The organism is Pseudoalteromonas piscicida, from assembly GCF_000238315.3.
In the GTDB taxonomy this organism is placed as follows: Bacteria; Pseudomonadota; Gammaproteobacteria; order Enterobacterales; family Alteromonadaceae; genus Pseudoalteromonas; species Pseudoalteromonas piscicida.
Window position 1 is genome coordinate 3,047,833 of record NZ_CP011924.1, and the last position, 24,357, is coordinate 3,072,189.

Consider the following 24,357-nt stretch of genomic DNA (forward strand, 5'->3'; position numbering starts at 1 on the left):
GATCACCTCTTAAGACGTTATTAAATGTACCTCAATTCCGGCGGCAACCAATTGCTGATGAATATCAGCTGGAATACCACTGTCCGTTACCAAAACGTCAATTTCTTCGCAGGCGATAATACGATGTACACCTTTACGATCGAACTTGCTGGAGTCCGTCACTACTATGACTTGCTTTGCAGCTTTACACATCTCGCGGTTAAGCGCGGCTTCTGGCTCAAAGTGTGTTGTTACACCAACATCAACAGAGAATCCATCAACACCGAGCACCAGACGATCAAAGTGATATTGCTTTAGCTGATCTTCTGCGTGGCTGCCATAAAACGACAGCGACTTTTTACGCAGTGAGCCTCCGGTCATCAACACTTCAACGCCATCGGCTACAACGAGCGCTTGCGCCACATTAAGTCCATTAGTCATCACCACTAACTGTTGATGCTCAGTCAGTTGCCTCGCAACCTCTTCGGTGGTGGTACCTGAGTCCAGAATAATAGACTCATTATTGCCTATAAGACCCGCCACTACCTTTGCAAGCTCTACTTTCACTTGGTGATGATGATCGTGCTTTTCCGTTATGGTGAGCTCTTTGGTTAACCTAGAACTCGCAACGGCACCACCATGAGAGCGAACCAACAATCCTTTTTCATGTAGGGCATTGAGATCATTTCTGATCGTCACGGTTGATACACCAAATTGTTCTGCCAGTTCTGTTACTTCTACTCGGTCCGCTTGACCAACGAGTTGAACAATTTCGTGGCGTCTTTCGATGGTGTTCAGCATGACATCTCCTTTCGTTTTGGTTAAATTTAGTCTACACACCTTTCATTTGCTTTCAATTTATTTTTTTAATTTTCAATCAAAATAAAAACAACCCGCTGTTTTACATGGATTTAAAAAAAAGACCAAAGCATTTTGAAAATAAAACGAAAGAATATGAAAGATATTTTACTTGCGTTCAAAATGAAACTGCCGTAATAATAACCAAAAAATAATATTTCGTTTTTAACAACAAGAGTGAACAACTAAGAGGTTATTATGGGTGATCTAAACCGCCGGCGATTTCTTCAATCAATGGCTGCTATCGCAGCAACAAGCGCAGTAGTTGGCTGCGCAAGTAACAATAATAAGACGCCGCTTACACCAAAGCCACAAGGAAATTCAGTTCAAGGTCTCGTCGTACCGAAACTGGATGTTGTGCGAGTGGGCTTTATTGGTGTGGGTCAACGTGGAGTTGGCGCGGTAAAACACTTTTGCCATCTTGACGGTGTCGAGATCAAGGCCATCTGCGATACGCACCAAGAAGTCGTCGATAGAGCGGTTAAAATTGTTGTCGACAAGGGTTTACCCAAACCTGCGACTTACGGCAAGAATGATATGGACTATCGCCGCATGTTGGCGCGCGATGACATTGATATTGTGATCATCTCTACGCCTTGGAAATGGCATACGCCTATGGCGGTAGACACAATGGAGAGTGGCAAACACGCTTTGGTTGAAGTGCCAGCGGCAGTAACCATAGAAGAAGCGTGGCAATTGGTAAATACCGCAGAGCGCACGCAAAAGAATTGCATGATGCTGGAAAACGTTTGCTATGGCCGCGACGAGCTGATGGTATTAAACATGGTTCGCCAAGGGCTATTCGGGGAGTTACTGCACGGTGAAGCAGCTTATATCCATGAACTTCGTTGGCAAATGAAAGAAATTGAGCATAAAACGGGCTCATGGCGCACACATTGGCACACCAAACGCGACGGTAACCTCTACCCCACTCATGGTTTAGGACCAGTTTCTCAATATATGAATATCAACCGTGGCGATCGTTTCGACTATATCTCGTCCATGAGTTCACCTGCACTTGGTCGTGCAGCCTATGCCAAACGAGAATTCCCAGCAAACCATGAGCGTAACCAACTGAACTATATTGCTGGAGATATGAACACTAGCATCATTAAAACCATCAAAGGTCGTTCGATTATGGTACAGCACGATACCACTACCCCACGCCCTTACTCCCGCCACAATTTAATTCAAGGTACTAACGGCGTATTTGCAGGATTCCCCAACCGCATCGCGCTTGAAAACGGCGGGAGTAAGAGCTTTCACGAGTGGGATTACGATATGAATGATTGGTACGGCAAATACGACCATCCACTTTGGCAAAAAATGGGGGCTGAAGCAGAGCGCAACGGCGGCCATGGTGGCATGGATTTCTTAATGTTCTGGCGCATTATTTACTGCCTTCGTAATGGCGAACCGCTAGATCAGGATGTTTACGACGCAGCTGCTTGGTCAGCGGTCTTCCCTCTTTCAATGGACTCAGTTGCAGACAGAAGTAATAGCAAGGACTTCCCGGATTTCACCAGGGGCACATGGCGCACTGCAGCACCACTAGGCATTGTTACATAACTAACCAAAGGTTAAATACGTTATCTATAGCAAATGCTATCAATGCCTGAATAAGCGCCCGTAAAGCGGGCGCAATAATAACAACACTCAACAGGACAACAAGATGAAACACACTCTAAAATTGTGTGCTGTGGGATTGGCTGTGAGCTGTGCCCTGTCCCAATATGCGCACGCACAGGAAACAGAACAGAACAGCGGATCCGACGAGCAAGATAAAGCCAAGCAACAAGTCGAGAAAATTGAAGTACGTGGCGTACGTTCGAGTATCAAAGAGTCACTCTTTCTCAAGAAAAACGCCGTCGGCGTAATGGATGCCATCGTTGCCGAAGACATTGGTAAGTTCCCAGATCAAAACCTTGCTGAAGCGCTACAACGAATGACGGGTATCGCCATTACCCGTAACGCCGGTGAAGGACAAAACGTCACGGTGCGGGGTCTTGGCGGGGACTTTAACGTTACCACCATCAATGGTCGTAGAATGGCATCTGAACACACTAGCCGTGACTTTAACTTCGATTTAATTGCGCCTGAGATGGTTCAAGCATTAGAAGTGTACAAGTCACCGCAAGCACAAACGCAAGAGGGGGGGATAGGTTCAGTCATCAATATAAAAACCCGCCGACCGTTAGATATGGATGGCTTTACCCTCGCCGGAAGTGCCAAAGCCATTTACGAAGAACGTACCGGCGATACCAACCCTCAAGCCTCCTTCCTCATTAGTGATACCTTTTTTGACAATACCTTTGGCGCACTATTCACCGCCGTTTATTCAGAGCGAACACAACGCGAAGACTCCTACGAGGGACAAGGGTTTTACGATCCTGAAGAAAATACCGACGTGCGAGTCCCTGTTGACAGTAACCGAAATGGCGAGCTAGATGAGGGCGAGAAAGTACACCCCTCAATGATCCCAGGATATGTACGCTACTCGAACTGGCAAGACGAACGTGAGCGCATTGGTGCAAGCCTCGCCTTACAATGGCGTCCAACGAATGATATTGATGTCACCTTTGATAGCTTATACTCAAGCTACAAAACCGACGGTGAAAAATATCAAATCTCTTTCGTCACCTATGATGAACCTTGGACGCCGGGGATCCCTGCAGTAGGTGAGTTAAAATTCAATGAAGATGGCAACGTCAACTACATTGAGTTAGTCGATGGTGCAATGGCTGAGCTACTGAACGTCTCTGAGCCTCGCAATACCGACACTTGGCAGGCCGGTCTTAACTTCAAGTGGTATGCCACCAGTAATCTAACGCTTGAATTTGATGTGTCTAAGTCCCGTGCCGAGCGGATCAATGATGGCGATAACCGCTACATCGTGGCGCGTGGCTTTGTTGATACCATCACCATAGATCAAACCGGCGACAACCTCCTGCCAGATGTGACTATGTCACCAGCACTTAATGCCGATCAACCCTTTGGTGCTCACTACAGCTACAACTATGGCACGGAAGTGATAAGTGATGTTGAAGAGCTAAGGCTCGAAGGGACATTTATTCCAGAATGGGAATTTGTCAAAGACATCAAGTTTGGCTTTCATTACGGCAAGCAATCTAAAGCCAGAGATGTGAGCAAGTCAAATAACCCATCGATGTTCAGTAATGGTGGGGCTTATTTTAAAAACTCAGATTACGATAGCTTTGATAACTCAAGCGTAGAAAAGCTCGGCGGCCTTAACTTATTTAGACTCCCCGCTGATGTACTTGTACCCGCCAACTTTGATAACTTCCTAGATGGTGAGCCGGGCATGCACCCTGCGCCGTGGGCAAGCTTTGACTACGACAAACTCTATGCATTTTATCAATCAATTAATGCCCAAGCCGCAGATGAAAAAATTAGAGCTTCCAAGAGCCCTAAAGATTCCTACGAGCTTTCTGAGTCAACGTTTGCACTTTATTTAGAAACCAATCTAGTCGGCGAGCTGTCGGAAATGCCTTACAACTTAAACCTAGGCGTAAGAGCAATCAAAACCGAGATCTCCTCTGATGGCTACGTTTTTGATTACCCAAGTCTGGTATACAACGTAGAAGAAGACGAAGATGGCGACATTATCTATCGCATAGAAGGGGATATTGCCGATTATTACTCCGACTCTTACGTAGAAGATGACTATACTGATGTACTGCCTAGCATGAACTTTAAGTTAGAAATAACAGACTCACTGTTATTTAGAACCAGTGCGGCTAAAGTTATCACCAGACCTAGCATCGACTTTCTAACCCCATATAGCTCAATTAATTTCAGTAAGTTTGAACTTAATCTTGCCAACCCTGGGATCAAGCCACTTAGAGCAAACCAACTTGATTTGGGACTAGAGTGGTACTTCTCTGATTATGGTGCGCTCACCTTTGCAACCTATTACAAAGACATTAAATCTGTTATCGCTCAGGGACGTGTTGGCACGATAAAAGTGGGTAAATTCATAAAAGACGGCGTTGAAGTTGACGGTCCGGAATTTACCCAAGTATCGCCACGTTCAGAAGCGGGAGCAGAGATCAAAGGTTTCGAAATTGCTTACCAACAGTCATTTGAGGAATTGCTACCGGCACCATTTGATGGTCTAGGTATGCAAATCAACTACACATTTACGGATAGTAAATACGACGACCCCGAAAAAGACGAGCTACCGTTCGCTGGTATGTCTGAGCATTCTTACAATGCGGTTATCTATTATGAAAAGGATGACTACCAAGCGCGTATCGCTTACAACTGGCGAGATGATTACCTGAAGTATCCAGATGCATGGGGCGGCCCGGAATGGGCAGCGGATTATGGTCAGTTTGATTTCAGTGCCAGCTATAATCTTACTGAAAAGACACGAATTGACCTAAACGTGACTAACCTCACCAATGAGCGTCAATGGTCATACATTAAAACCCAAGAGCAAGTGAGCCACTTGAGCCGTTACGGCCGCAGTATCAGTTTAGGCATTAACACTTCTTTCTAATCAACATGGGGCAACGCGCCCCATTCAAGGAACTTAAGATGAAGAATACAATAATCACACCGATACTGCTGTGCGCCTCACTATTTGCCTCAGCACAAGAGGCTTATATCAGCAGTTACGGTAACGCCTGGGTCAATAATGATATTGACGCCAGCAGGCAATATATAACTCAAGCCGGAATTGCCCCATGGCAAGATAAGCAACTCAGGTTTAATCACTATTTTTATGCCAATAACGTTGGCACCTATACCCTCTATTTACACCTTGAGAAACCAAGTGCACCAAGTACATTACTGGTAACGCATAACAATAAACAAGTGGCGCTTAACCTCGATAGACAAAGCCCGAATAAGGTTAAAGTCGGTGACTTTATCGTGACGCAAGTTGGCTATCAAACCGTCCAAATAGCCGGTGACACCTTAGCCAATGGGCGAAACAGTACCTTCCCTGCCATTACCGGGCTCAGTCTCGATGGCGAGGCCATGACCCCCGCGCCTAACTATGTCAAAGAAGACTTTTACTGGGGTCGTCGCGGCCCTTCAGTACACCTTTCCTATACCGTACCTGACAAAAAGGACTATAACTGGTTTTACAACGAAGTAACGGTGCCATCTGGCTATGATCCACAAGGTTCGTATTTTATGGCGAATGGTTTTGGCGAAGGTTACTTTGGTATTCAGGTAAACTCACCCACCGAGCGTCGCGTGCTATTTTCGGTTTGGAGCCCGTACCAAACCGATGATCCGAGCACAATTCCTGACAATCTTAAAATCAAATTACTCGCCAAAGGCGAAGGCGTTTACGTCGGTGAATTTGGCAATGAAGGTTCTGGTGGGCAAAGCTATTTACGTTATAACTGGCAACCGGATACGACATATCGCTTTTTGGTCAATATCGAGCCTAGTACGACTTATGAAGGCCATACAGAATATCGTGGCTACTTTTATGCGCCGGAAACCGGTCAATGGAAGCTGATCGCAGCCTTTAGCCGCCCTGAAACCAACACCTATGTTGCAAGACCGCATAGCTTTTTGGAAAACTTTTTACCCGAAGCTGGACAGTTTGAACGTAAGGCATTTTATAACCGCCAGTTTTTGCGTGACACCCAAGGTAACTGGGTTGAGTTGAATCAGGCTAAATTCACTTATGACGCCACCGCCAGAAAAGGGTCGCGTTTGGATTATCAAGGTGGTGAGGAGCAAAGCCGCTTTTACTTACGTAATACCGGTTTCTTCACAGGACCTACACCTTATCTCAGCGAATTTACTCGTCCTAGCAGCAATGATGCGCCGGTGATCCCATGGCAGTCACTACAGGCACACCCTTAATTTAAATGATAGCTTCTCTCTGGCCGACCAATACTACCGTAGCTTTGGTCGGCTTTTACTTCTTCTATACTAACCAAAAACTCTAAATAGCGCCGAGCGGTTGAGCGGCTCACACCCACCAATTCTCCCATTTGGGTTGCAGTGAACACCTGCTTGGGCTGGCTTTGAAATGCCGTACGAATTTTTTCCAAAGTAAGTGGGTCTACGCCTTTGGGTAGTCTAGCCGTACTTGGTACGCTCGCCTGTTCACTACCAAATAAAGTGTCTACCATAGATTGCGTCACTTCATTGGCACCATCCAAACACTGCTGACGCGCCTCAAAGCGAGCGAGTGCGAGGTCGAGTCGTTCCAAGATCAGCGGTTTAACTAGAAAGTCGCAGACTCCCAAACGGATCGCTTTTTCTAACGTCGCTACTTCTTTTGCTGCGGTGATCAGCATCACTTCGCTTTTACAGCCTTGCTCGCGTAGCATCTTTAAAAACTCAAGGCCGTTGCCATCAGGTAGATAAATATCCAATAAAATTAAGTCAGCTTGTATCGCACTCAACAGTACCGTCGCGGTAGAAACATTGTCGCTACTGGCCACCACCCGATATTGCCCTTGCCTCGCGCTACTTGGTGTTGTCGGTGTCACTAGGTATTGCGCTAATAATTGTGCCACAGCTACTTCATCTTCGATGATCACCACAGAATAAGTCATTGTTATTGCTCTTTTACTTGCTTGGGAATAAAGACCGTGATCCTTGCACCAAGTAATTCAGACTCCCCAACCTCTAAGGTTCCGTGGCAGGAATCAAGATTTGTTTTTACGAGATATAAGCCAACACCATGCTGGTCGCCGGACTTAGTACTAAACTGCGGCGTAAACGCCTCTTCGACGTTACCAATCAGTCCAGTGCCGCTATCTTCAACATCAAAGATAATATCCTGAACCGTTTCATCCACTGTTACGACCACTTTGGCAGGCCGTAACTGTGCCGTCGTTCTCGCCGCTTCGATGGCATTATCAATGAGGTTACCCAATATTGAAACTATTCGTTCCAACATCTCTTTTTGATGGATAGCGCACAGCGCACTGTCGGAACTCACCTCGAGTGCCACATTATGCTCTCGCGCTTTATGGTATTTACCGAGTAATAAGCCCGCGATCACAGGCTCTTGTATATAGGTGAGAAGGTTTTCAATTTGCGCTTGTGAGCCTTGGCTTTCTTGGCCTATCAGCTCAATCGCTTTGTCATATTGCGCCATTTGGATAAGCGCACCAATGGTATTTAACTTGTTTGAATAGTCGTGCGTTTGCACTCTCAACAGTTCTGCAAAAGCCTGTACTTTAGTGAGCTGCTTAGACACATACTCTAGTTCATCGGAGGGCCGCATACTCAGTAAAATCCCTTCGTGTTGACCTTGCACTTGTAGCGCAAATCGCGATAACACCAAACGCTTGTCTGCAACAAATAGCTCAAAACCAACCAAAGGGCGATTGGGGTTATGCAACAAGAAGTCGCTATGCTCTGGCAACAAGTCGCTCAGGTGCAAACCCTGCTTACTCAAGCCGCGAGGCTTTTCGAGAATTTCACACGCACGTTGATTCAAACGGCGCACGCTGCCATCCGGATCAAGCGCGATAATCCCCGTACGTACGGTATTCAGTATGGCCTCTTGCTCAGCAAATAAGCGCCCGATTTCATCTGGTTGCAGGCCAAAAATGGCTTGGCGGACACGTCGACCAATCCAAATCGCGGCAATGACACTGAGCAGCAACACCGCTGCAGCTCCGACAAAAACGGCAATGCTGCGCTGCAACACCAACGACTCGACGGATTGCACTAAAAAGCCTACCGAGACTAAACCAATCACCTCATCAGCGGGAGAGTACACCGGCACTTTGCCGCGAATAGATTCACCTAAACTTCCCTGTGCCGTTGAGATATAACTCTCTCCAGACAGTGCGGCTTGGCTATCCCCTCCGACCATAGTGCGACCAATTTTTTGCTCATCTGGGTGGGCGATACGTCGCGTTTCGGTGTCACCAATGACGATAAAATCTGCGCCAGTTGCCTGGCGCAGCAGCTCAACATTAGTATTGAGGCGTTGGATCTGTGAGCTATCCCTATCTGTTATGAGTGCCGCCATAACATCTTCACGAACCGCCACCGCCTTAGCCAAAGCCAAGGCTTTTTCTCCCACTTCCTGGTGTAAGCTTTGCGTAATAACCTGATACACCAGCGCGGTAAATAAGCATGCTTGGATCACACACAAGCCCACAACCCAAGTGATCAGTCGCGTTTCTAAGCGTTTTGGTCTGCGTGCTAATTTTTGTGATTGCGACACACGTATTTCCTCACTGCGGGTTTACTAAGGTTACTGCGCAACTTTTCGTTGCTGGAAGTACTCTTTTAATGGGATCAACAACACTAACATGGCAAGCGCAAATATGCCTAAAGTTAACGGCCGCTCCCAGATAAAGCTAATAGAGCCATCCGAAATCATCATGGCGCGGCGGTAATTGCGTTCGATCATATCGCCGAGAATAAATCCAAGGAGCAAAGGTGCCATCGGGAAACTCAATAATCTCAGCACCACCGCCACCAAGGCAAAACCCACCATCATAAACAAATCGAAAGTATTAAATGACACCAGATAAACACCAATCAAGCTAAAGAATAAAATCATCACCGTGAGAACTGAACGCGGCAGGGTCAAAGCCTTTGCGAAATAAGGGATCAGTGGCAAATTTAAAATCAGCAGCACAATGTTGCCAAAATACATGCTCACAATTACCGACCAAAACACCGTAGGATTATCCTGCATTAACGTAGGACCCGGCTGAATACCATAGGCAATCAGCGCCCCTAACATAATCGCAGTGGTGCCAGACCCTGGGATCCCAAGCGTTAACAAGGGTACAAACGACCCAGTACAAGCGGCATTGTTTGCCGACTCAGGTGCCGCTAAGCCACGGATTTCACCACGCCCAAAACGCTTACGAATGGCTTTGGGTGCCAAATTTCGCTCTGTCGCATAAGCCATAAAACTCGCAATCGTTGCGCCAGCCCCCGGCAATACACCAATGATAAATCCTAAAATCGAAGAGCGCCCCACAACTGGCGCCATTTCTTTCACTTCAGCGCCAGATAATTTTGTTGAGCCAATAACGGGGGTGTCATCATCATTCGAACCTTGATTAGCTTTTTCAGGACGGATCACGTTGATCAGCGCCTCAGACAATGCAAAGGTTGCCATTGCGACCAACAAAAAGCTTACGCCGTCTAGCAAGTCTGCCTGACCAAAGGTAAAACGCTCAGTTCCAGATGAAGGGTCTATTCCCACCGTCGACAGCATCAAGCCAAATACGGTCATCATCATGGCTTTTAAAAATTGCCCTTTTGCAGAAAAAGCAGCAATCGCGGTCAGACCCAAAAACATCAACATCACATAGTCTGGAGACTGAAAACTTAAGCTCACTTTTGCAAGCAGTGGTGCGGCTATCATAAGCATCAACGCACCAATCGTTCCGCCAGTAAATGAAGCATAAGCGGCAATAGCCAAAGCCTTACCCGCATGTCCTTGTTTTGCCATTGGATAACCGTCAAATGACGATGCCACAGTACCAGCTACACCGGGAGCGTTAATCAAAATAGAGGAAGTCGAACCACCAAAAATAGCGCCGTAATATACGCCCGCCATTAAGATCATACCGGAGTCGGCACCGATGTTGTAAGTGATAGGGATCATCAACGCAATCGCCGTGATTGGCCCTAAGCCGGGCAACATGCCGATAAAAGTACCGACAAAGCAACCAACAATTACGTACAGTAAGTTTTGCCACATAAAGGCCGTGGACAGGCCAACTAAAATACCGTCTAACATGGCTTAACTCCAAAAATCACCAGGAACTAGATAGATCCCAAGTAGCTGCGTCATAATGGCCCAAAACACGATAACCACCGGCACTGACGCCAATAACAAAATTTGCTTACGTCGCTCACCCATAATTAAAAAGCCACAGCCTAAAAACAAAATGGTCGAAACAATAAACCCGAGTTCTTCAAGCACACTGCTGTAGATAAGCATCAATACAATCAGTGCTGCACATTGGGCTATGGTTGCCTTGGAGATAGTCTCCGCTCCTTCACGTTTATCAAGCGCAGAGACGCCTTTAAACAATGTTGCGGCGATCGACAAAAGACAAACAACAATGCCAATCAGCGCGTATACCTTAGGCAAAGTTGCTGAGTTTACCGCCTCATACTCTTCAAAAGGCATAATCGGGATTTGCCAAGCAGATACCGCATAGAGTGAAAACAGAATTAAAAACAGCACTGGGCCTAACAACTCTCGGTTTAACATAGTGAATTACCCACTTTTAGGTGGTGCAGTAACCTCACTGCAGCCACCTATTTAATTTAATCAGCGTCTAACGAAACCCAATTCTTCCATCACCACTTTCAGCTGCGCTTCTTGTGCCTCTAGCGCCTCAATAAACTCGTGCTGTGGCTTAAATAGATTCAACCAACCGTTGCGTGCACGCACCGCTTCCCACTCTTTGCTTTGCACCAGCTTTTGTAATCTCACGGTATATTCGTCGAGTTTTGCTTGGGGGAGATCCGGAGCCGCAAAAAAACCACGCCAGTTAACAAATTCCATGTTATAGCCTAGAGACTTCAGGGTTGGGATCTCTGGATAGTCCGCGATAGGCTCTGGCGCAGTAACAGCAAGAATGCGCGCCTGACCACTTTTTGCCATGTCGAGCGCTTCACTTAATCCGGTCGAGAGCATCTTCACCTCGCCAGACAATAAACCGGCCTTGGCTTTGCCACCGGCATCGTAAGGAATGTAACGCAGCTTGCGACCGTCAACACCTGCCGCTTTTACTGCTTGTGCTGCAATGAGATGATCCATACTGCCGCGAGCAGAACCACCCGCGACTGTCACTGAACCTGGATTTACTTCTAGACGAGCAATCACCTCCTTCCAGCTCTTAAAAGGCGAATCATCACGCACCACGAATGCACCATAATCGGCAATTACGCTGGCAATGGGCGTTAAATCACGATAACTGTAGGGGATCTTACCCGACAATGCGCGCAGCACGATTGGCGTTGAATTAACCATCAACATATCGCCTTTTTTATTGCCCGATTCAATTAAGTAAGCAATAGCACGGCCGCCACCGCCGCCTGACATATTCTGAAACGACGCATTGGACTCAAGCCCTGATTTCACCAACGCCTCGCCCACAGCTCGAGCCGTAGTATCCCAACCACCACCTGGACCGCCGGGAATTAAAAAGTGGGTATCCGCTAATACCTGAGTAGACATCATTGCCACGCCAGCCATTGCTAACTTGAGGTGCTTTAATGCAAACTTCATAACCTGCTCCCGTTAAAATAGATACTGCAAGCGTGCAGCAAAACCAAACCCTGAATCTTCGTCACCAACCAACGCGGGACTTCCAGCTCCTGAAACATTCGCATAGACAAGGTTAGCCATGAACTTTAAGCTGCTGGAATGGTAATAGGTGCCGCCCAGTGTGTAGGCATCGACTTGCGTGCCTTGGTTGGCGTTTTCAGCATCCATACTGGAAATACGTGCAACCAACTCCCACGCATTTTTTACCCCTTTAGGTTGCTTAAATACCGCAGAGCCTGCAGAATATTGTTTGTGTTCACCGGTCAGGAAATAGCTCAAGGACAAGTGATAACCCGAAATATCTCCCCCATCTAAAGCAGAAGTAGGGTCGAGGGTATCTAAGTTTCGTGTAGCATATTCGGCCTCAAGCATAAAGGCGTTATGTTGATAAGCGAGCTCTAACCCGGCTTGTGACATGCTATCAAGAGCAACTACATCACCGCCTGCAGCATAATCCACGAGGCGCACTTTGGCTTCGCGTACTTCACCGCGAGCAAGGCGATTACCCAGCGTAGCGCCGCCCATATCACGGTACGAACCCCAACCACCTAAATGCAGGGTTTTACCGGGAGTGTGTTGCGACCAAGTCAAACGCCCCGAATAGGCAAGTGCCAGACGGTCATCTTGGTCACGCCCAGATGCACCAAAGGCGTCGTTTTTATATACCCCTAACGCATAGCGAAAACCGGAATCTTTAAAATATTGATAAGCTGATGCGCCCCATCGAAAGTAAGGAGAAAACGTATCAGCGATGGAACTGCGCTCTATGGTATTGATGTGTTTGCTGCTGGTGAGCGCATTCAGGGTGATATCTTCTCTTAATTTACCAAACTGAAAGCGCGGGCCGTTGTTCCAGCCGGTATAACGCACTCTTACAGTGACTATCTCGGCATCGCCTTCAGCAAAATCGAGTAGCAACTTGTGCTCCCAGTCGCCCTGCTCACTCTCGACATAGGTGCGGATCCGGCGCGGAAAGAAATCGCTCGCGGCATCACCCTTATTATCGGCGCTGTATGCACCACTAAAATGGTTAAAATCGAGTTGTACACGCCCACCAAACTCAAGGTTCAGTGATTTATTGGACTGTAATTCCTTTAATTGCGCTTCTAGCTTTGCAACCTTGCTGGCTAGTGCTTCATCTTGTTGTGCCAAAACGGGGCAAGCAGTTACCGCAATTAATGACATTGCTGCAACTGGCTTCATTATTGTTGTTCTCATTGCTCTGTACTCATTTGTCTTAAACGTATTGTGACTAGCGACTACAACCTGCTATCAAGTACGAGCTTATTGTTAACCCTCAATTAACCATAGATTGCGGAAATAAGTTGATTAAGTTGAGTAAAACGCGTTTTGTGCATAAAAATCATGAGCAATATGCACAAAATACAAAGTAGTGTGGAAATAAATAACGAGTAAAGCGAAAGTATGACTGCTGCGTTAATCAAAATATCTAAGATGTGGATGGTGAATTAACCTAGCTTTTCTCTGAAGCTCTAGAAGCGGTGAACCTACAAAGCTCAATATAGAATAATACTTTGCCCCCTAGAATAAGCAGAAATAAGACATACTACACACCAAAAACCATCTCATTAATAAAACAATACACTCAATAAATTTAAATTTGGCGTAATTCCAACCACTTAGATCTAAATAAGAATTATTTTCAAAAAGAGCGTTGACAGCTCTTCAAATCTAATTGATAATCACTATCAACAAGACGAGAGTGACGGCTCAACTTGTTATCACAATAGTTTCTTGACCCGAAACAAGGCTGGTATCCACAACTACCAAGGACGTTAGTAGGCACTTGCATTGCTCCTCGTATTTAGACGCTAACTCCAGTTTTTACTTGCTACATTGCTCATATCGGTGACGGTAGATATGAAATCAAAAAGCCCTGCTCAGGGCTTTTTTTATGTCCAAAATTTATTTTTACTTCGGTATTTCCTAGAAAAACAGCCACACTAATATTAATGAGAATTATTTTCAAAAAAGTATTGACTCATTGTTAGATCTAACTGATAATCACTATCAACAAGACGGCAACGTGTTGTTTAGCCAATTCAGTTAGTAAGGTTGATAGTTGTAAAGCCCTGTCTACCTGATGTACTCGCTACATTGAGATTGGCATTAGTACTCTAGTTTGTTTCTCGACCCTGAAACACGGCTGGCCAACGTTAATGGCTTGAATGAGCTTAATTCAGTCGCCCCTAAACCTGACTAAGTTTATTCTCACAATTTACTTGCTACATTGCTCATATCGGTGACGGTAGATATGAACGTAAAAAGCCCTGCTCAGGGCTTTTTTTATGCCTAAAATTTATATCTATTTTCAACGCTTACCGAAAAACAGCTGCATAAATATTAATGAGAATTATTTTCAAAAAGGTATTGACCTGACGGTAAATCTAATTGATAATCAATATCAACAAGAGGACATACTCTTGCTGATTCGGCCCTGAATCGTGTTGTCGGTGATGTGCTACAACGCCCCTTGATGTGTATCACTGGCAACCACTTTTTACTTGCTACATTGCTCATATCGGTGACGGTAGATATGAATCAAAAAGCCCTGCTCAGGGCTTTTTTTATGCCTACATTTTCTATCAGCGTTTGTTCAGCTGTAATGTCGTGTAATCGTTTTCTTTTACTAGAATCCGTATCATTCTATTTTTCCAAAAATAACAATAATATGAACGCTCGACGCTACCGTTATAACATGTTGTTAAGCCTGCTGCTGCTGGTAGGGTTTATTTTCACCAGCTGGATAAGTATCGAGCATGCTAAACAATCGTTGTATAAAGGGGTGAGCGATGATGCTCTGCCACTCACCAGCCATCTGATTGATTTAGATATACAAAAACGGCTCCAAGCTCCAATCATTGTTTCTCAGCAAATGGCAAATAACGTCTTTATTAAACGTTGGCTAACGTCTTCACAGCAAGACCCTGCGCTTATTTTCACCTACTTAGAAGATACTCGAGTATTACATCACGCAAAAACGAGCTTTTTAGTGGACGACAAGAGCCTCACTTATTACCACTCTGATGGTAGCACCCAACAGTTAGACATCCGTGCCAAACAAAACGATTGGTACCGAGAAAGCCTGCATAGCGATGCTGACTATGCGCTCAATGTTGATATAGACCCAAGAGATAACAACGAAGCCATTGTTTACGTCAATCATAAAATAAGGCAAAACAACGATGTAATTGGCGTTGTTGGGGTTGGTATCTTATTGGCTGATTTACACAATTTAATCGAACAATACGAAGCCAGCTACGCACGCAAACTGTACTTTATTGACCACAAAGGCAGGCTATTATTTTTTAACGATCAGACCCTATCTGGCACCAGTATTCATGATCGTTTTCCAACCCAAGCAACGGCGCTGCTCAATCAATCCGAATATCAATTTCAGTTGGAAACCGACGACCATGCCGAGTTTGTTCATTCGCGCTATTTGGACTCTATAGGCTGGTATCTAATTGTTGAGCAAACAATAGATAAATCAAGTGGAATAAGCGACATCCTCACAACCAATTTATGGGTAGGGAGCCTCGTCACCTTATTAATATTGGCCGTAGCGCAGCTGACGTTTAATCATTATCAAAAACGCTTAGAAAAAATGGCGAAGTACGACAAACTCACCGATACCTTTAATCGTCAAGCCTTCGAGCCACAGCTTCAGCATCATTTAGCTAAAGCGCGTACCCAATCAACCCCTGTAGTAATGTTGATGATGGACATTGACCACTTTAAACAAGTGAACGATCAACATGGCCATGTGGTAGGCGACAGAGTGCTGCAATGCTTCTCCAACGTATGTAAACGCCAGATAGAAAACAACGGTTTGCTGTGCCGCTGGGGAGGCGAAGAGTTTATGGTATTGCTACCCAAAGCGACGTTAGAGCAAGGAATTGCGATTGCTGAGAAGATCCATGTTGCTCTAGAGCAGGCGGAATGTGAGGTCAAAGTGACAGTCAGTATTGGCGTTGCACAATACCATATTGATGAATCGGAAGATGGATTTATAAAGCGCGCCGATGCCGCGCTCTATCGTGCCAAACAAGGTCGGAATCAAACCAAATTCGCCGCTTAGCGGCGATTCTTACGCGCTCTTGCGCGGCGCTGACGTTTTTCGTCTTCACGCGCGGCCTTTTTAGCCTCAGCTTGTGCTCGTAACTCAGCAACCATTTCTTCTTCCGACTCTCGCATTTCCGGCGTTTCCATCGTGATCAGCCCGATAACAGCATCGCGCAGTTCGTTGATTAAAATCTCAGACATCTTATGCGTATCGACCTGATTGCCACCCTTTACACAGCCGCGCTTGCGGCCAGCCATTTCGATAAATGTCCAGTCACAATCCGGTAATTCGTCGAGCTTGTAACGTGCTTTTAAAAGCTCTGGATATGCACCTAGCAGATATTCAGCGGTGTAGCTCGCCACTTCTTCATAATTGATAGCAGTATCGCGAATAGCACCCGTTGCCGCCAAACGATAGCCCGAGTTTTCGTTCTCAACCTTTGGCCACAACATACCCGGCGTATCGTAAAGCATAATGCCGTCTTCAAGCTTAATACGCTGTTGCGCTTTAGTTACCGCTGGTTCATTACCTGTCTTTGCAACGATTCTGCCAGCAAGTGTATTGATAAGTGTCGATTTACCCACATTTGGAATACCCATGATCATAGCTTTTAGCTGCTTATCTTGACCCACTTTATGAGGTGCAAGCTTTTTGCAAAGCGCATTAATACGCTGTACTTCATTCGCCTTATCATGACCAAACGCCAGTGCTTTTACGCCGCTCTCACGTTCAAAATACTCCATCCACTGCTTGGTCAGTTCAGGATCGGCAAGGTCCGCTTTGTTCATGATTTTGATAACAGGCTTGTCTCCGCGTAACTGCCCTACCATCGGGTTTTCGCTACTATATGGAATACGAGCATCCAGCACTTCAATAATGACATCCATCTGCGGCATGATCTCTTTGATCTCATTGCGCGCTTTATTCATATGCCCTGGGAACCACTGTATTGCCATTATAACCACCTGTATTAATTAACTTTAAAAGCTCATATGTTGAACACCTTACCAAACTCACACCTACCATAACGTCGTTCGTACGGAGCAAGAGATAAGTGTAGGATACAACATAGGGTACTAAACGCTTTTAATACAGCAGCAGTACCTCATCACTAAGTTGGCTATTCTACTATAAATTAGCAGGATTGGGTTAATGGCTATGAATTCTGTTTAATTCACATATCACGCTCAAAATACTTGTCCATATATCGCAGCTATGAGTAAAGCCAACCTGTCCTCCTGACAGGTTTCTACGCCCAGCAATCACACCCAGAAAGCACAATTTCTCGGCGGGTGTACCTCCTCCCACGAAACTATTTGCACTGCGAATTAAGAGGTTATGCTGATAGTTTTTGTAACCCTTGCAAACAGCTTAATTAATAAAAATCGTAGAAGATCTCACAAGCAGCTTATCCCCCTCCTCCATCACACCTTTCATGGGTAGCAACTGCCTGCTCGAGAATATTGAAAAAATGGACTTCATCACACATCTACACTTAATTGCAGATATGGGAGGTATGGAAATCACTGATATGGCCTGCTTGGTTTCTAGCGTAATAAAATAACAATTAAAGTGAACTCGGAACATGGAGTTAGTTTACTAACAGATTCATGAGGCATTTCGTTACGCGTTAGCAGCGCAGTGGAAAATATTCTTGCCTTGAATTATCCACTCAAAAGTTGAGTGGATAATTCAAACTCAAAAACTCACAACGTAAACTTAGACAGCAGCGCTTCTTGTTCATGGGCGTTTTTCGCGAGTTCTTCGCTGGCGCTGTATTGTTTGTCTGAAAAACTGCCGACTTCGACGCTAATATCGTTGATATGTATTGTATTTTTATTGATTTCTTCAATCACCACACTTTGCTCTTCGATGGCGGTTGCGATTTGAATATTGCGATCCATAAGCTCTTTTACTGCTTCTGAGATTTCTTCTAGCATATGTGTCGCTTGCTCGGTTTGCGACACACATTGCTGGGTTTTATCGCGGCTGCTTCCCATAGATTGCTGAACTTGAATGGACGAGGCTTGGATCTGGTCGATCATGGATTTAATTTCGGTGGTGGATTCCTGCGTTTTTGATGCTAAAGATCGCACTTCATCGGCCACAACCGCAAAACCACGACCTTGCTCTCCGGCACGTGCGGCTTCAATTGCAGCATTAAGTGCCAGTAGATTGGTTTGTTCTGCAATGCCATTAATGACCGAAAGAATATTCTCAATATTTTGGCTATATTCTGCAAGTTGCGTACTCAGCTCATACGATGCAGTAATATCGTCAGCCAAGGCATTAATTTGGCTTCGCGCTTTAAAGAATATCTCTTGCCCTTCGGAGGTCTTTTCATTTACCGAGGTAATAGAGCTTGCGGCTTGCTGCGCGTTACCCGCGATTTCAGTCGAGGTAGTACTCATTTCATTCATCGCGGTAGCGAGGTTTTCAATGAGGCTAACTTGTTGATCAAGTTTCTGTGAAGAATGCGTCGATAGCTCTTTGGCGGCATCACTGCTTATCACCACGTCGTCTGCACGTTCTTTTACATTGCTTACTAGCCCATGCAAAAAACCCAAGAACAAATTAAATTGTCGCGCTACCGTGCCGCACTCGTCTTCGTTAACGATTTTTAAGCGCTGAGTTAAGTCACCGCCCCCACTTGCCATGCCGGTGATTGCAGATTCCAAATCCCGTAATGGTTGAAGTAAGTGAATTGCCAAAGTCCGTACGCAGAACACTCCAATAGCCACTGCTAAAATGGCAATGATCAGAGAGTTTATAGTAATTTCAGTTAGTGTTTTGTAGGCTTTTGATTTATCGATTAATACCGCCAAATACCAGTCCGTACCAAAGGTGTTATCAAGCGAATGTAAGTAAAACAGCCTTTTGCCTTCTTTGGTATCCACTTCTTGCAACTTATCTACGCTATCTAAGCGTAAAGCTGGATATACCTGTTGCAGTTTTTTGCCGTTAAATTCGGCATGTTGATGAGAAATGACATTACCAGACTTATCGACCAAAAAGGCATAACCCGTGTTATCGAAGTTGACCTGATTGACACTATTGGCGATGGTTTTTAGGCTTAAATCTCCCCCAATTACCCCTTTAAAATTACCGTTCACTATGATGGGAGACACCACCGACAGCAATAATTCACCTGTCGCTGCGTCAGTATATGGACTGGTATAAACGGTTTTATTTTGGTTTTTACCAAGCTTATACCAAGCTCGTTCTCTAAAATCGACACCTGGAGGATTTTTGCGAGCGGGGTTGTTCGACCTGAGCCCTTCTTCATTAGCCAAAGTACCAAAAGCCAGCAAAAATTCGTTTTTAAACACTGGTGTATTCAACGCTTGTTGAAAGTTATCATCGCTAAAGTTTTGCTCTAACTGACTTTTTATCACATTAATTTGCGTTGCTTTACCGGCCAGCCAATTCTCTATGCTCACAGCCAGCAATTGCGTGCTATCCGTTACATAGGCATGAGTTTTGGTTTTCACCGAATCACTAACAAACCAGTAAGTAGAAAGCGTCGTCGTGGTGATGATCAATAAGATCACTATGGCAGAAGTCACAGAGAACTTAGTGCGGATCTTCATATTCAACAGCCTGAATAAAAAGTGCTCGAATATCAAAAGTGTTGTCTATAATTCGATTATTGGCAACTGAGCGATGTAAAAACCATGAATTTTACTTTGAGCAACTCAACCGCACTGATTGGCCTAGCCTGTTTACTAATTTCTTCAGCAGTTTTGGCAGCCGAGCGACCTGTCACCATGGCCGACATTGAAAATCTTGAGCGGCAATTGGCTGAGCTTAAAGCTCGGTTTATGACCCAAAATAGCGAACCAAAGGCCGCAGCTCCAGTGGCAAAATCAACACCACAAAGTGACCCGGTAAAACCACCTACTGAGCACTCAACCACGCTCAAAACCTATGCCACAATACGCCCGACATTTGGCGTAATCAATCAAGATGATACAAGTAACTGGGATGTTCGTGATGCCTTATCCCACGCAGGGATTAAAGTGACACATGAATTTATGCCGGGCTGGCAGGCCGAACTTCATGGTGAATGGGGCATCGATCTCGCCAATGAAGGAAATTTTGGCAAATCACGTCGTGCTTATACAGCGCTAGGTACACCGTATGGTCGGTTTGGCATTGGCAAACAAAGGCCTGCACAGTATCTGTTTATTGCCGAATACGTTGATATTTTTAATCACGCCAGCAGCCCATTTGCTTACGATCCAGAGAGTATTTTTTTCGTTGATAATTTAGTTACTTACCGCTATGAATTGGGACCAATGACGGTTATCGCTGCTGGCCAATTTAATGGGGATAAGGGCGATAATCAAACGGATTTATTCAACACTGGGTTAAGTTACGATAACGCGGGTTTACATGCGGCGATTACTTATCAACAAAACAATGTATACGATAACGAGCAGCATATTGGTGAAAACCAACTTTGGTCTGGTGCACTTGCTTATCAATTTACCTCCCGCTTTTACGCTGCCATGGCGTATCAGGACAAAGACTATCAACGCGTGGGCGTACTTGATTCTCGACAAGGCCACACCTTTGATCTTTCGTTGGCCTATCAACTCGCAAAACACTATAAACTCAAAACCGGATATTTTGATTTTGATGACGGTTACGGCAGTCATGATCCGCTTAATCAAAGCTTCGATAGCTACAATGTTACACTTGAGTGGCTACCAACACCGCCCCTCAGAGTGCACTTGGAGTACTTAAACAAGTCCTTCGACAACCAAATCGATATGGACTCCATCTCTATTGGCTTTAGGTACGATTACAAGCAAGAGTGGCAATTTGATTAGGGCCTGTTGATCTTTCAAGTTTGTTTTTGCAGCAGTTTGATTGCCATTTATACAAGGCAAAGCCTGTGTAGCATAGTTATTCTATGTGAGTCAGGCGATAACGCAGTAGAAATGCCAATCAAGCGCTGCCCTTTGGGTTCCCCTGAGTGCGCTTTGTTCATTGTTGCTCACCTACTGAGCACTCAACCACGCTCAAAACCTATGCCACAATACGCCCGACATTTGGCGTAATCAATCAAGATGATACAAGTAACTGGGATGTTCGTGATGCCTTATCCCACGCAGGGATTAAAGTGACACATGAATTTATGCCGGGCTGGCAGGCCGAACTTCATGGTGAATGGGGCATCGATCTCGCCAATGAAGGAAATTTTGGCAAATCACGTCGTGCTTATACAGCGCTAGGTACACCGTATGGTCGGTTTGGCATTGGCAAACAAAGGCCTGCACAGTATCTGTTTATTGCCGAATACGTTGATATTTTTAATCACGCCAGCAGCCCATTTGCTTACGATCCAGAGAGTATTTTTTTCGTTGATAATTTAGTTACTTACCGCTATGAATTGGGACCAATGACGGTTATCGCTGCTGGCCAATTTAATGGGGATAAGGGCGATAATCAAACGGATTTATTCAACACTGGGTTAAGTTACGATAACGCGGGTTTACATGCGGCGATTACTTATCAACAAAACAATGTATACGATAACGAGCAGCATATTGGTGAAAACCAACTTTGGTCTGGTGCACTTGCTTATCAATTTACCTCCCGCTTTTACGCTGCCATGGCGTATCAGGACAAAGACTATCAACGCGTGGGCGTACTTGATTCTCGACAAGGCCACACCTTTGATCTTTCGTTGGCCTATCAACTCGCAAAACACTATAAACTCAAAACCGGATATTTTGATTTTGATGACGGTTACGGCAGTCATGATCCGCTTAATCAAAGCTTCGATAGCTACAATGTTACACTTGAGTGGCTACCAACACCGCCCCTCAGAGTGCACTTGGAGTACTTAAACAAGTCCTTCGACAACCAAATCGATATGGACTCCATCTCTATTGGCTTTAGGTACGATTACAAGCAAGAGTGGCAATTTGATTAGGGCCTGTTGATCTTTCAAGTTTGTTTTTGCAGCAGTTTGATTGCCATTTATACAAGGCAAAGCCTGTGTAGCATAGTTATTCTATGTGAGTCAGGCGATAACGCAGTAGAAATGCCAATCAAGCGCTGCCCTTTGGGTTCCCCTGAGTGCGCTTTGTTCATTGTTGCTCAACTTTTGCTTAGATTACTAGGCGGCAAGTCGAGCGCCGCGACCAAAACCCACTCAGGGGAACAAAAATCAAACAGCAAAGGTCAACAGGCCCTAGCCAAGATCACAGGATCTTGGATAATAATTTTTCAATTTGGTTTGATTTATACATCAAGTATTCAAGTGGGGATGGTACACTCGCGCAAGGCTTTGAAGTATTCAAGTTTAAAGAGGCGGCATGAACCACTCTCCTATTCCACTCAATATTACCGCGAGCGCCAAAATCGAAAGTATTGTGGTGCTACATGGCTTGTACATGTCTGGTTTTGTGATGCGCCCGCTTAGCGCTCGATTAGGTAAATCGGGCTACCGTATTCTCAATTTAAGCTATAACACGTTAACACCAAATATTGATGAGATCTGCGCCGCTATTGATACTTTCGTTGGCGACCGCCCCGCCGCACTCGTTTGCCACTCCATGGGAGGCTTAGTTGCAAGAGCGTATTTAGAGCGAGGTTCTGCCGCGAGCACGCAAGTAAAAAAAGTGGTGACCTTGGGGACACCACATAAAGGCAGTGCCATTGCCAAGCATATGCACGACAAAGGACTGGAGCTACTGTTAAAAAACAGTGTGGAGTTTTTATTATCTAACAATCAAGATTGGCCTTTCGACGCCAAGCTTTACAGTATTGCCGGCGACTTACCCATCGGACTAATGCCACTGCTACAAAAAGGTAGCCAGTCGGATGGCACTGTGTTGTTAGAAGAAACCAAGCTCAGTGGCATGGCCGAGCACAAAGTATTTCATCTCAGCCATACCAGCTTAATATATTCCCGTGCGGTAATGGACTATATTTGCGAGCTGCTAGAGAGGCCTTAGTGCTCTGCACTTGCAGCTACTTTGTAAGCAATCACTGCGATCAAGCCAACTAACAACGGTACTGGCGCAGCAATATAGCCAAAGGTATCTGAGTTTGCGATGCTTGCGCCAGCTAAGTGACCTACTAGCCCAACAACAAAAGCCACTAAAGCGATAACAACGACGACGAGCTCCATTTTATGTTCTGATTTTGTTTTGCCTTTCATACTCATTTCCTCAAGTAGTAGACACCGCGTTTTTTGTGTCTTGATGAAATGATTATGCGCTTATGATGCGGTGATATTTTGACCTAAATCAAGTTTAAAACCGCCAAAATACGAACGAGATTAAACACTTGTCTTAGATCAAAAATTACGCGCTCTGGTAAGGCTTTGGGAAAAGTTGGCAAGCTTTATTCCCAACGAGTACTCATGTCACCTTGTTATTGTTGAGTGCTTTTTAGGGTTCCATCTTGTTTTTTACCACGCTCATCCCAACGTCATATTGTATTAATATTTAATATGTTTTTATTTTATTAATTGATTTTTCCGATTAAACGCTTTGATTTTAATCATTGGGCAATCACCTAAGGTTGCGCCATACTGACTGTGAATCAACAAGGAGCATCGCATGACAAACATTAATTCTATCGGTTTAGACAAAGCAAAGAGCCAAGCACTGGTAACGTCACTTAATACGCTACTAAGTAGCTACCAAATTCAATATATGAATGCCCGTGGTTTTCACTGGAACATCAAAGGTCGTGAGTTTTTTGAACTACACCTAAAATTTGAAGAGATTTATACGCTATTACTTGAGAAGGTAGACGAAATCGCAGAGCGTATTTTGACGATTGAAGGCAACCCATTGCATGCGTTTTCTGATTATTTGGAAACCAGTAAAATTCAAGAAGCAAAAGGGATCAGCAATGGTACACAAGCACTAGAAACCTTGCTTGATGGCTACACAACACTTATTTCTATGCAGCGTGAAATTTTAGCACAGGCGGGTGAAGCCGAAGATGAAGGGACAGCAGCGCTAATGAGCGACTACATCAAAGAGCAAGAAAAGCTGGTATGGATGCTTAAAGCGTATTTAAACTAAGATAGACGTATAGTTCGAGCTAAGACTAGGGTGTACGAGTCGAGCTAAAGCGACGACCTATAAACCGAGCCAGCTCCTACTCAGATTCTTCTCTGGTAGGAGCGAGTTTACCTCGC

At 45.0% G+C, this 24,357-nt stretch carries 18 protein-coding genes; 8 read left to right on the top strand and 10 right to left on the bottom strand.

The genetic code is table 11. From position 1 onward, the window contains the following. Positions 1 to 9 precede the first annotated feature (9 nt). Positions 10 to 780 carry a transcriptional repressor AgaR gene (gene agaR, locus PPIS_RS14205; protein ID WP_010376494.1) on the bottom strand — a complete coding sequence of 257 codons (771 nt, stop codon included), beginning with the start codon at positions 778 to 780 and terminating at the stop codon, positions 10 to 12. Positions 781 to 1,035: 255 nt separating this feature from the next. Between agaR and PPIS_RS14210 the strand changes: the two genes are divergently transcribed. The 3 genes from PPIS_RS14210 (at position 1,036) to PPIS_RS14220 (ending at position 6,687) form a co-directional block, all read left to right on the top strand. Further along, positions 1,036 to 2,406, top strand: a complete 1,371-nt coding sequence (locus PPIS_RS14210) for a Gfo/Idh/MocA family oxidoreductase (protein ID WP_010376498.1) — start codon at positions 1,036 to 1,038, stop codon at positions 2,404 to 2,406. A 103-nt stretch (positions 2,407 to 2,509) separates the two neighbouring features. Beyond that, entirely contained in the window at positions 2,510 to 5,359 is a 2,850-nt protein-coding gene (locus tag PPIS_RS14215) for a TonB-dependent receptor (protein ID WP_010376499.1), read from the top strand. Between the two features lie 38 nt (positions 5,360 to 5,397). Continuing rightward, positions 5,398 to 6,687: a DUF3472 domain-containing protein gene (locus tag PPIS_RS14220; protein ID WP_010376501.1), complete on the top strand. Its 1,290-nt coding sequence runs from the start codon at positions 5,398 to 5,400 to the stop codon at positions 6,685 to 6,687. On the opposite strand, the gene PPIS_RS14225 is transcribed toward PPIS_RS14220, so the two are convergent. Genes PPIS_RS14225 through PPIS_RS14250 form a run of 6 tightly spaced genes read right to left on the bottom strand, consistent with a single transcriptional unit; the run spans position 6,684 to position 13,303 of the window. Then, entirely contained in the window at positions 6,684 to 7,388 is a 705-nt protein-coding gene (locus PPIS_RS14225) for a response regulator (protein WP_010376503.1), read from the bottom strand. The two genes, PPIS_RS14220 and PPIS_RS14225, sit on opposite strands and share 4 nt — an antisense overlap. A 2-nt stretch (positions 7,389 to 7,390) precedes the next feature. After that, positions 7,391 to 9,019, bottom strand: a complete 1,629-nt coding sequence (locus PPIS_RS14230; protein ID WP_010376505.1) for a sensor histidine kinase — start codon at positions 9,017 to 9,019, stop codon at positions 7,391 to 7,393. 30 nt (positions 9,020 to 9,049) lie between these two features. Continuing rightward, complete coding sequence (locus PPIS_RS14235; protein WP_010376506.1) at positions 9,050 to 10,558, bottom strand: tripartite tricarboxylate transporter permease; 1,509 nt, start codon at positions 10,556 to 10,558, stop codon at positions 9,050 to 9,052. A 3-nt stretch (positions 10,559 to 10,561) separates the two neighbouring features. Further along, a complete protein-coding gene (locus PPIS_RS14240) occupies positions 10,562 to 11,038 on the bottom strand; it encodes a tripartite tricarboxylate transporter TctB family protein (protein ID WP_010376507.1) in 477 nt (158 codons plus the stop codon). Between the two features lie 60 nt (positions 11,039 to 11,098). Continuing rightward, positions 11,099 to 12,061, bottom strand: coding sequence for a Bug family tripartite tricarboxylate transporter substrate binding protein (locus PPIS_RS14245; protein ID WP_010376508.1), 963 nt, complete (start codon positions 12,059 to 12,061; stop codon positions 11,099 to 11,101). Positions 12,062 to 12,073: 12 nt separating this feature from the next. Beyond that, positions 12,074 to 13,303 carry an OprO/OprP family phosphate-selective porin gene (locus PPIS_RS14250; RefSeq protein WP_010376509.1) on the bottom strand — a complete coding sequence of 410 codons (1,230 nt, stop codon included), beginning with the start codon at positions 13,301 to 13,303 and terminating at the stop codon, positions 12,074 to 12,076. Between the two features lie 1,489 nt (positions 13,304 to 14,792). Between PPIS_RS14250 and PPIS_RS14255 the strand changes: the two genes are divergently transcribed. After that, positions 14,793 to 16,202, top strand: coding sequence for a sensor domain-containing diguanylate cyclase (locus PPIS_RS14255; protein WP_010376510.1), 1,410 nt, complete (start codon positions 14,793 to 14,795; stop codon positions 16,200 to 16,202). Here PPIS_RS14255 and ylqF read toward each other — a convergent pair. Both ylqF and PPIS_RS14265 read right to left on the bottom strand, forming a co-directional pair. Further along, a complete protein-coding gene (ylqF, locus tag PPIS_RS14260) occupies positions 16,199 to 17,143 on the bottom strand; it encodes a ribosome biogenesis GTPase YlqF (RefSeq protein ID WP_010376511.1) in 945 nt (314 codons plus the stop codon). The genes PPIS_RS14255 and ylqF overlap by 4 nt on opposite strands. A gap of 750 nt (positions 17,144 to 17,893) precedes the next feature. Beyond that, the gene (locus tag PPIS_RS14265; RefSeq protein WP_010376512.1) at positions 17,894 to 19,777 is read right to left on the bottom strand and encodes a methyl-accepting chemotaxis protein; all 1,884 of its coding nucleotides are present in this window, start codon (positions 19,775 to 19,777) and stop codon (positions 17,894 to 17,896) included. Between the two features lie 84 nt (positions 19,778 to 19,861). Here PPIS_RS14265 and PPIS_RS14270 point away from each other — a divergent pair, with 84 nt between their 5' ends. The 3 genes from PPIS_RS14270 (at position 19,862) to PPIS_RS14285 (ending at position 23,158) form a co-directional block, all read left to right on the top strand. Next, positions 19,862 to 21,022: a porin gene (locus tag PPIS_RS14270; RefSeq protein ID WP_010376513.1), complete on the top strand. Its 1,161-nt coding sequence runs from the start codon at positions 19,862 to 19,864 to the stop codon at positions 21,020 to 21,022. A 146-nt stretch (positions 21,023 to 21,168) separates the two neighbouring features. Then, positions 21,169 to 22,131 carry a porin gene (locus PPIS_RS14275; RefSeq protein WP_249031221.1) on the top strand — a complete coding sequence of 321 codons (963 nt, stop codon included), beginning with the start codon at positions 21,169 to 21,171 and terminating at the stop codon, positions 22,129 to 22,131. 385 nt (positions 22,132 to 22,516) lie between these two features. Beyond that, positions 22,517 to 23,158 carry an alpha/beta fold hydrolase gene (locus PPIS_RS14285; protein WP_010376514.1) on the top strand — a complete coding sequence of 214 codons (642 nt, stop codon included), beginning with the start codon at positions 22,517 to 22,519 and terminating at the stop codon, positions 23,156 to 23,158. Here PPIS_RS14285 and PPIS_RS14290 read toward each other — a convergent pair. Further along, a complete protein-coding gene (locus tag PPIS_RS14290; protein ID WP_010376516.1) occupies positions 23,155 to 23,364 on the bottom strand; it encodes a hypothetical protein in 210 nt (69 codons plus the stop codon). The genes PPIS_RS14285 and PPIS_RS14290 overlap by 4 nt on opposite strands. Before the next feature lie 403 nt (positions 23,365 to 23,767). On the opposite strand from PPIS_RS14290, the gene PPIS_RS14295 reads away from it, so the two are divergent. Next, positions 23,768 to 24,241, top strand: coding sequence for a Dps family protein (locus PPIS_RS14295; RefSeq protein WP_010376518.1), 474 nt, complete (start codon positions 23,768 to 23,770; stop codon positions 24,239 to 24,241). Positions 24,242 to 24,357 lie beyond the last annotated feature (116 nt).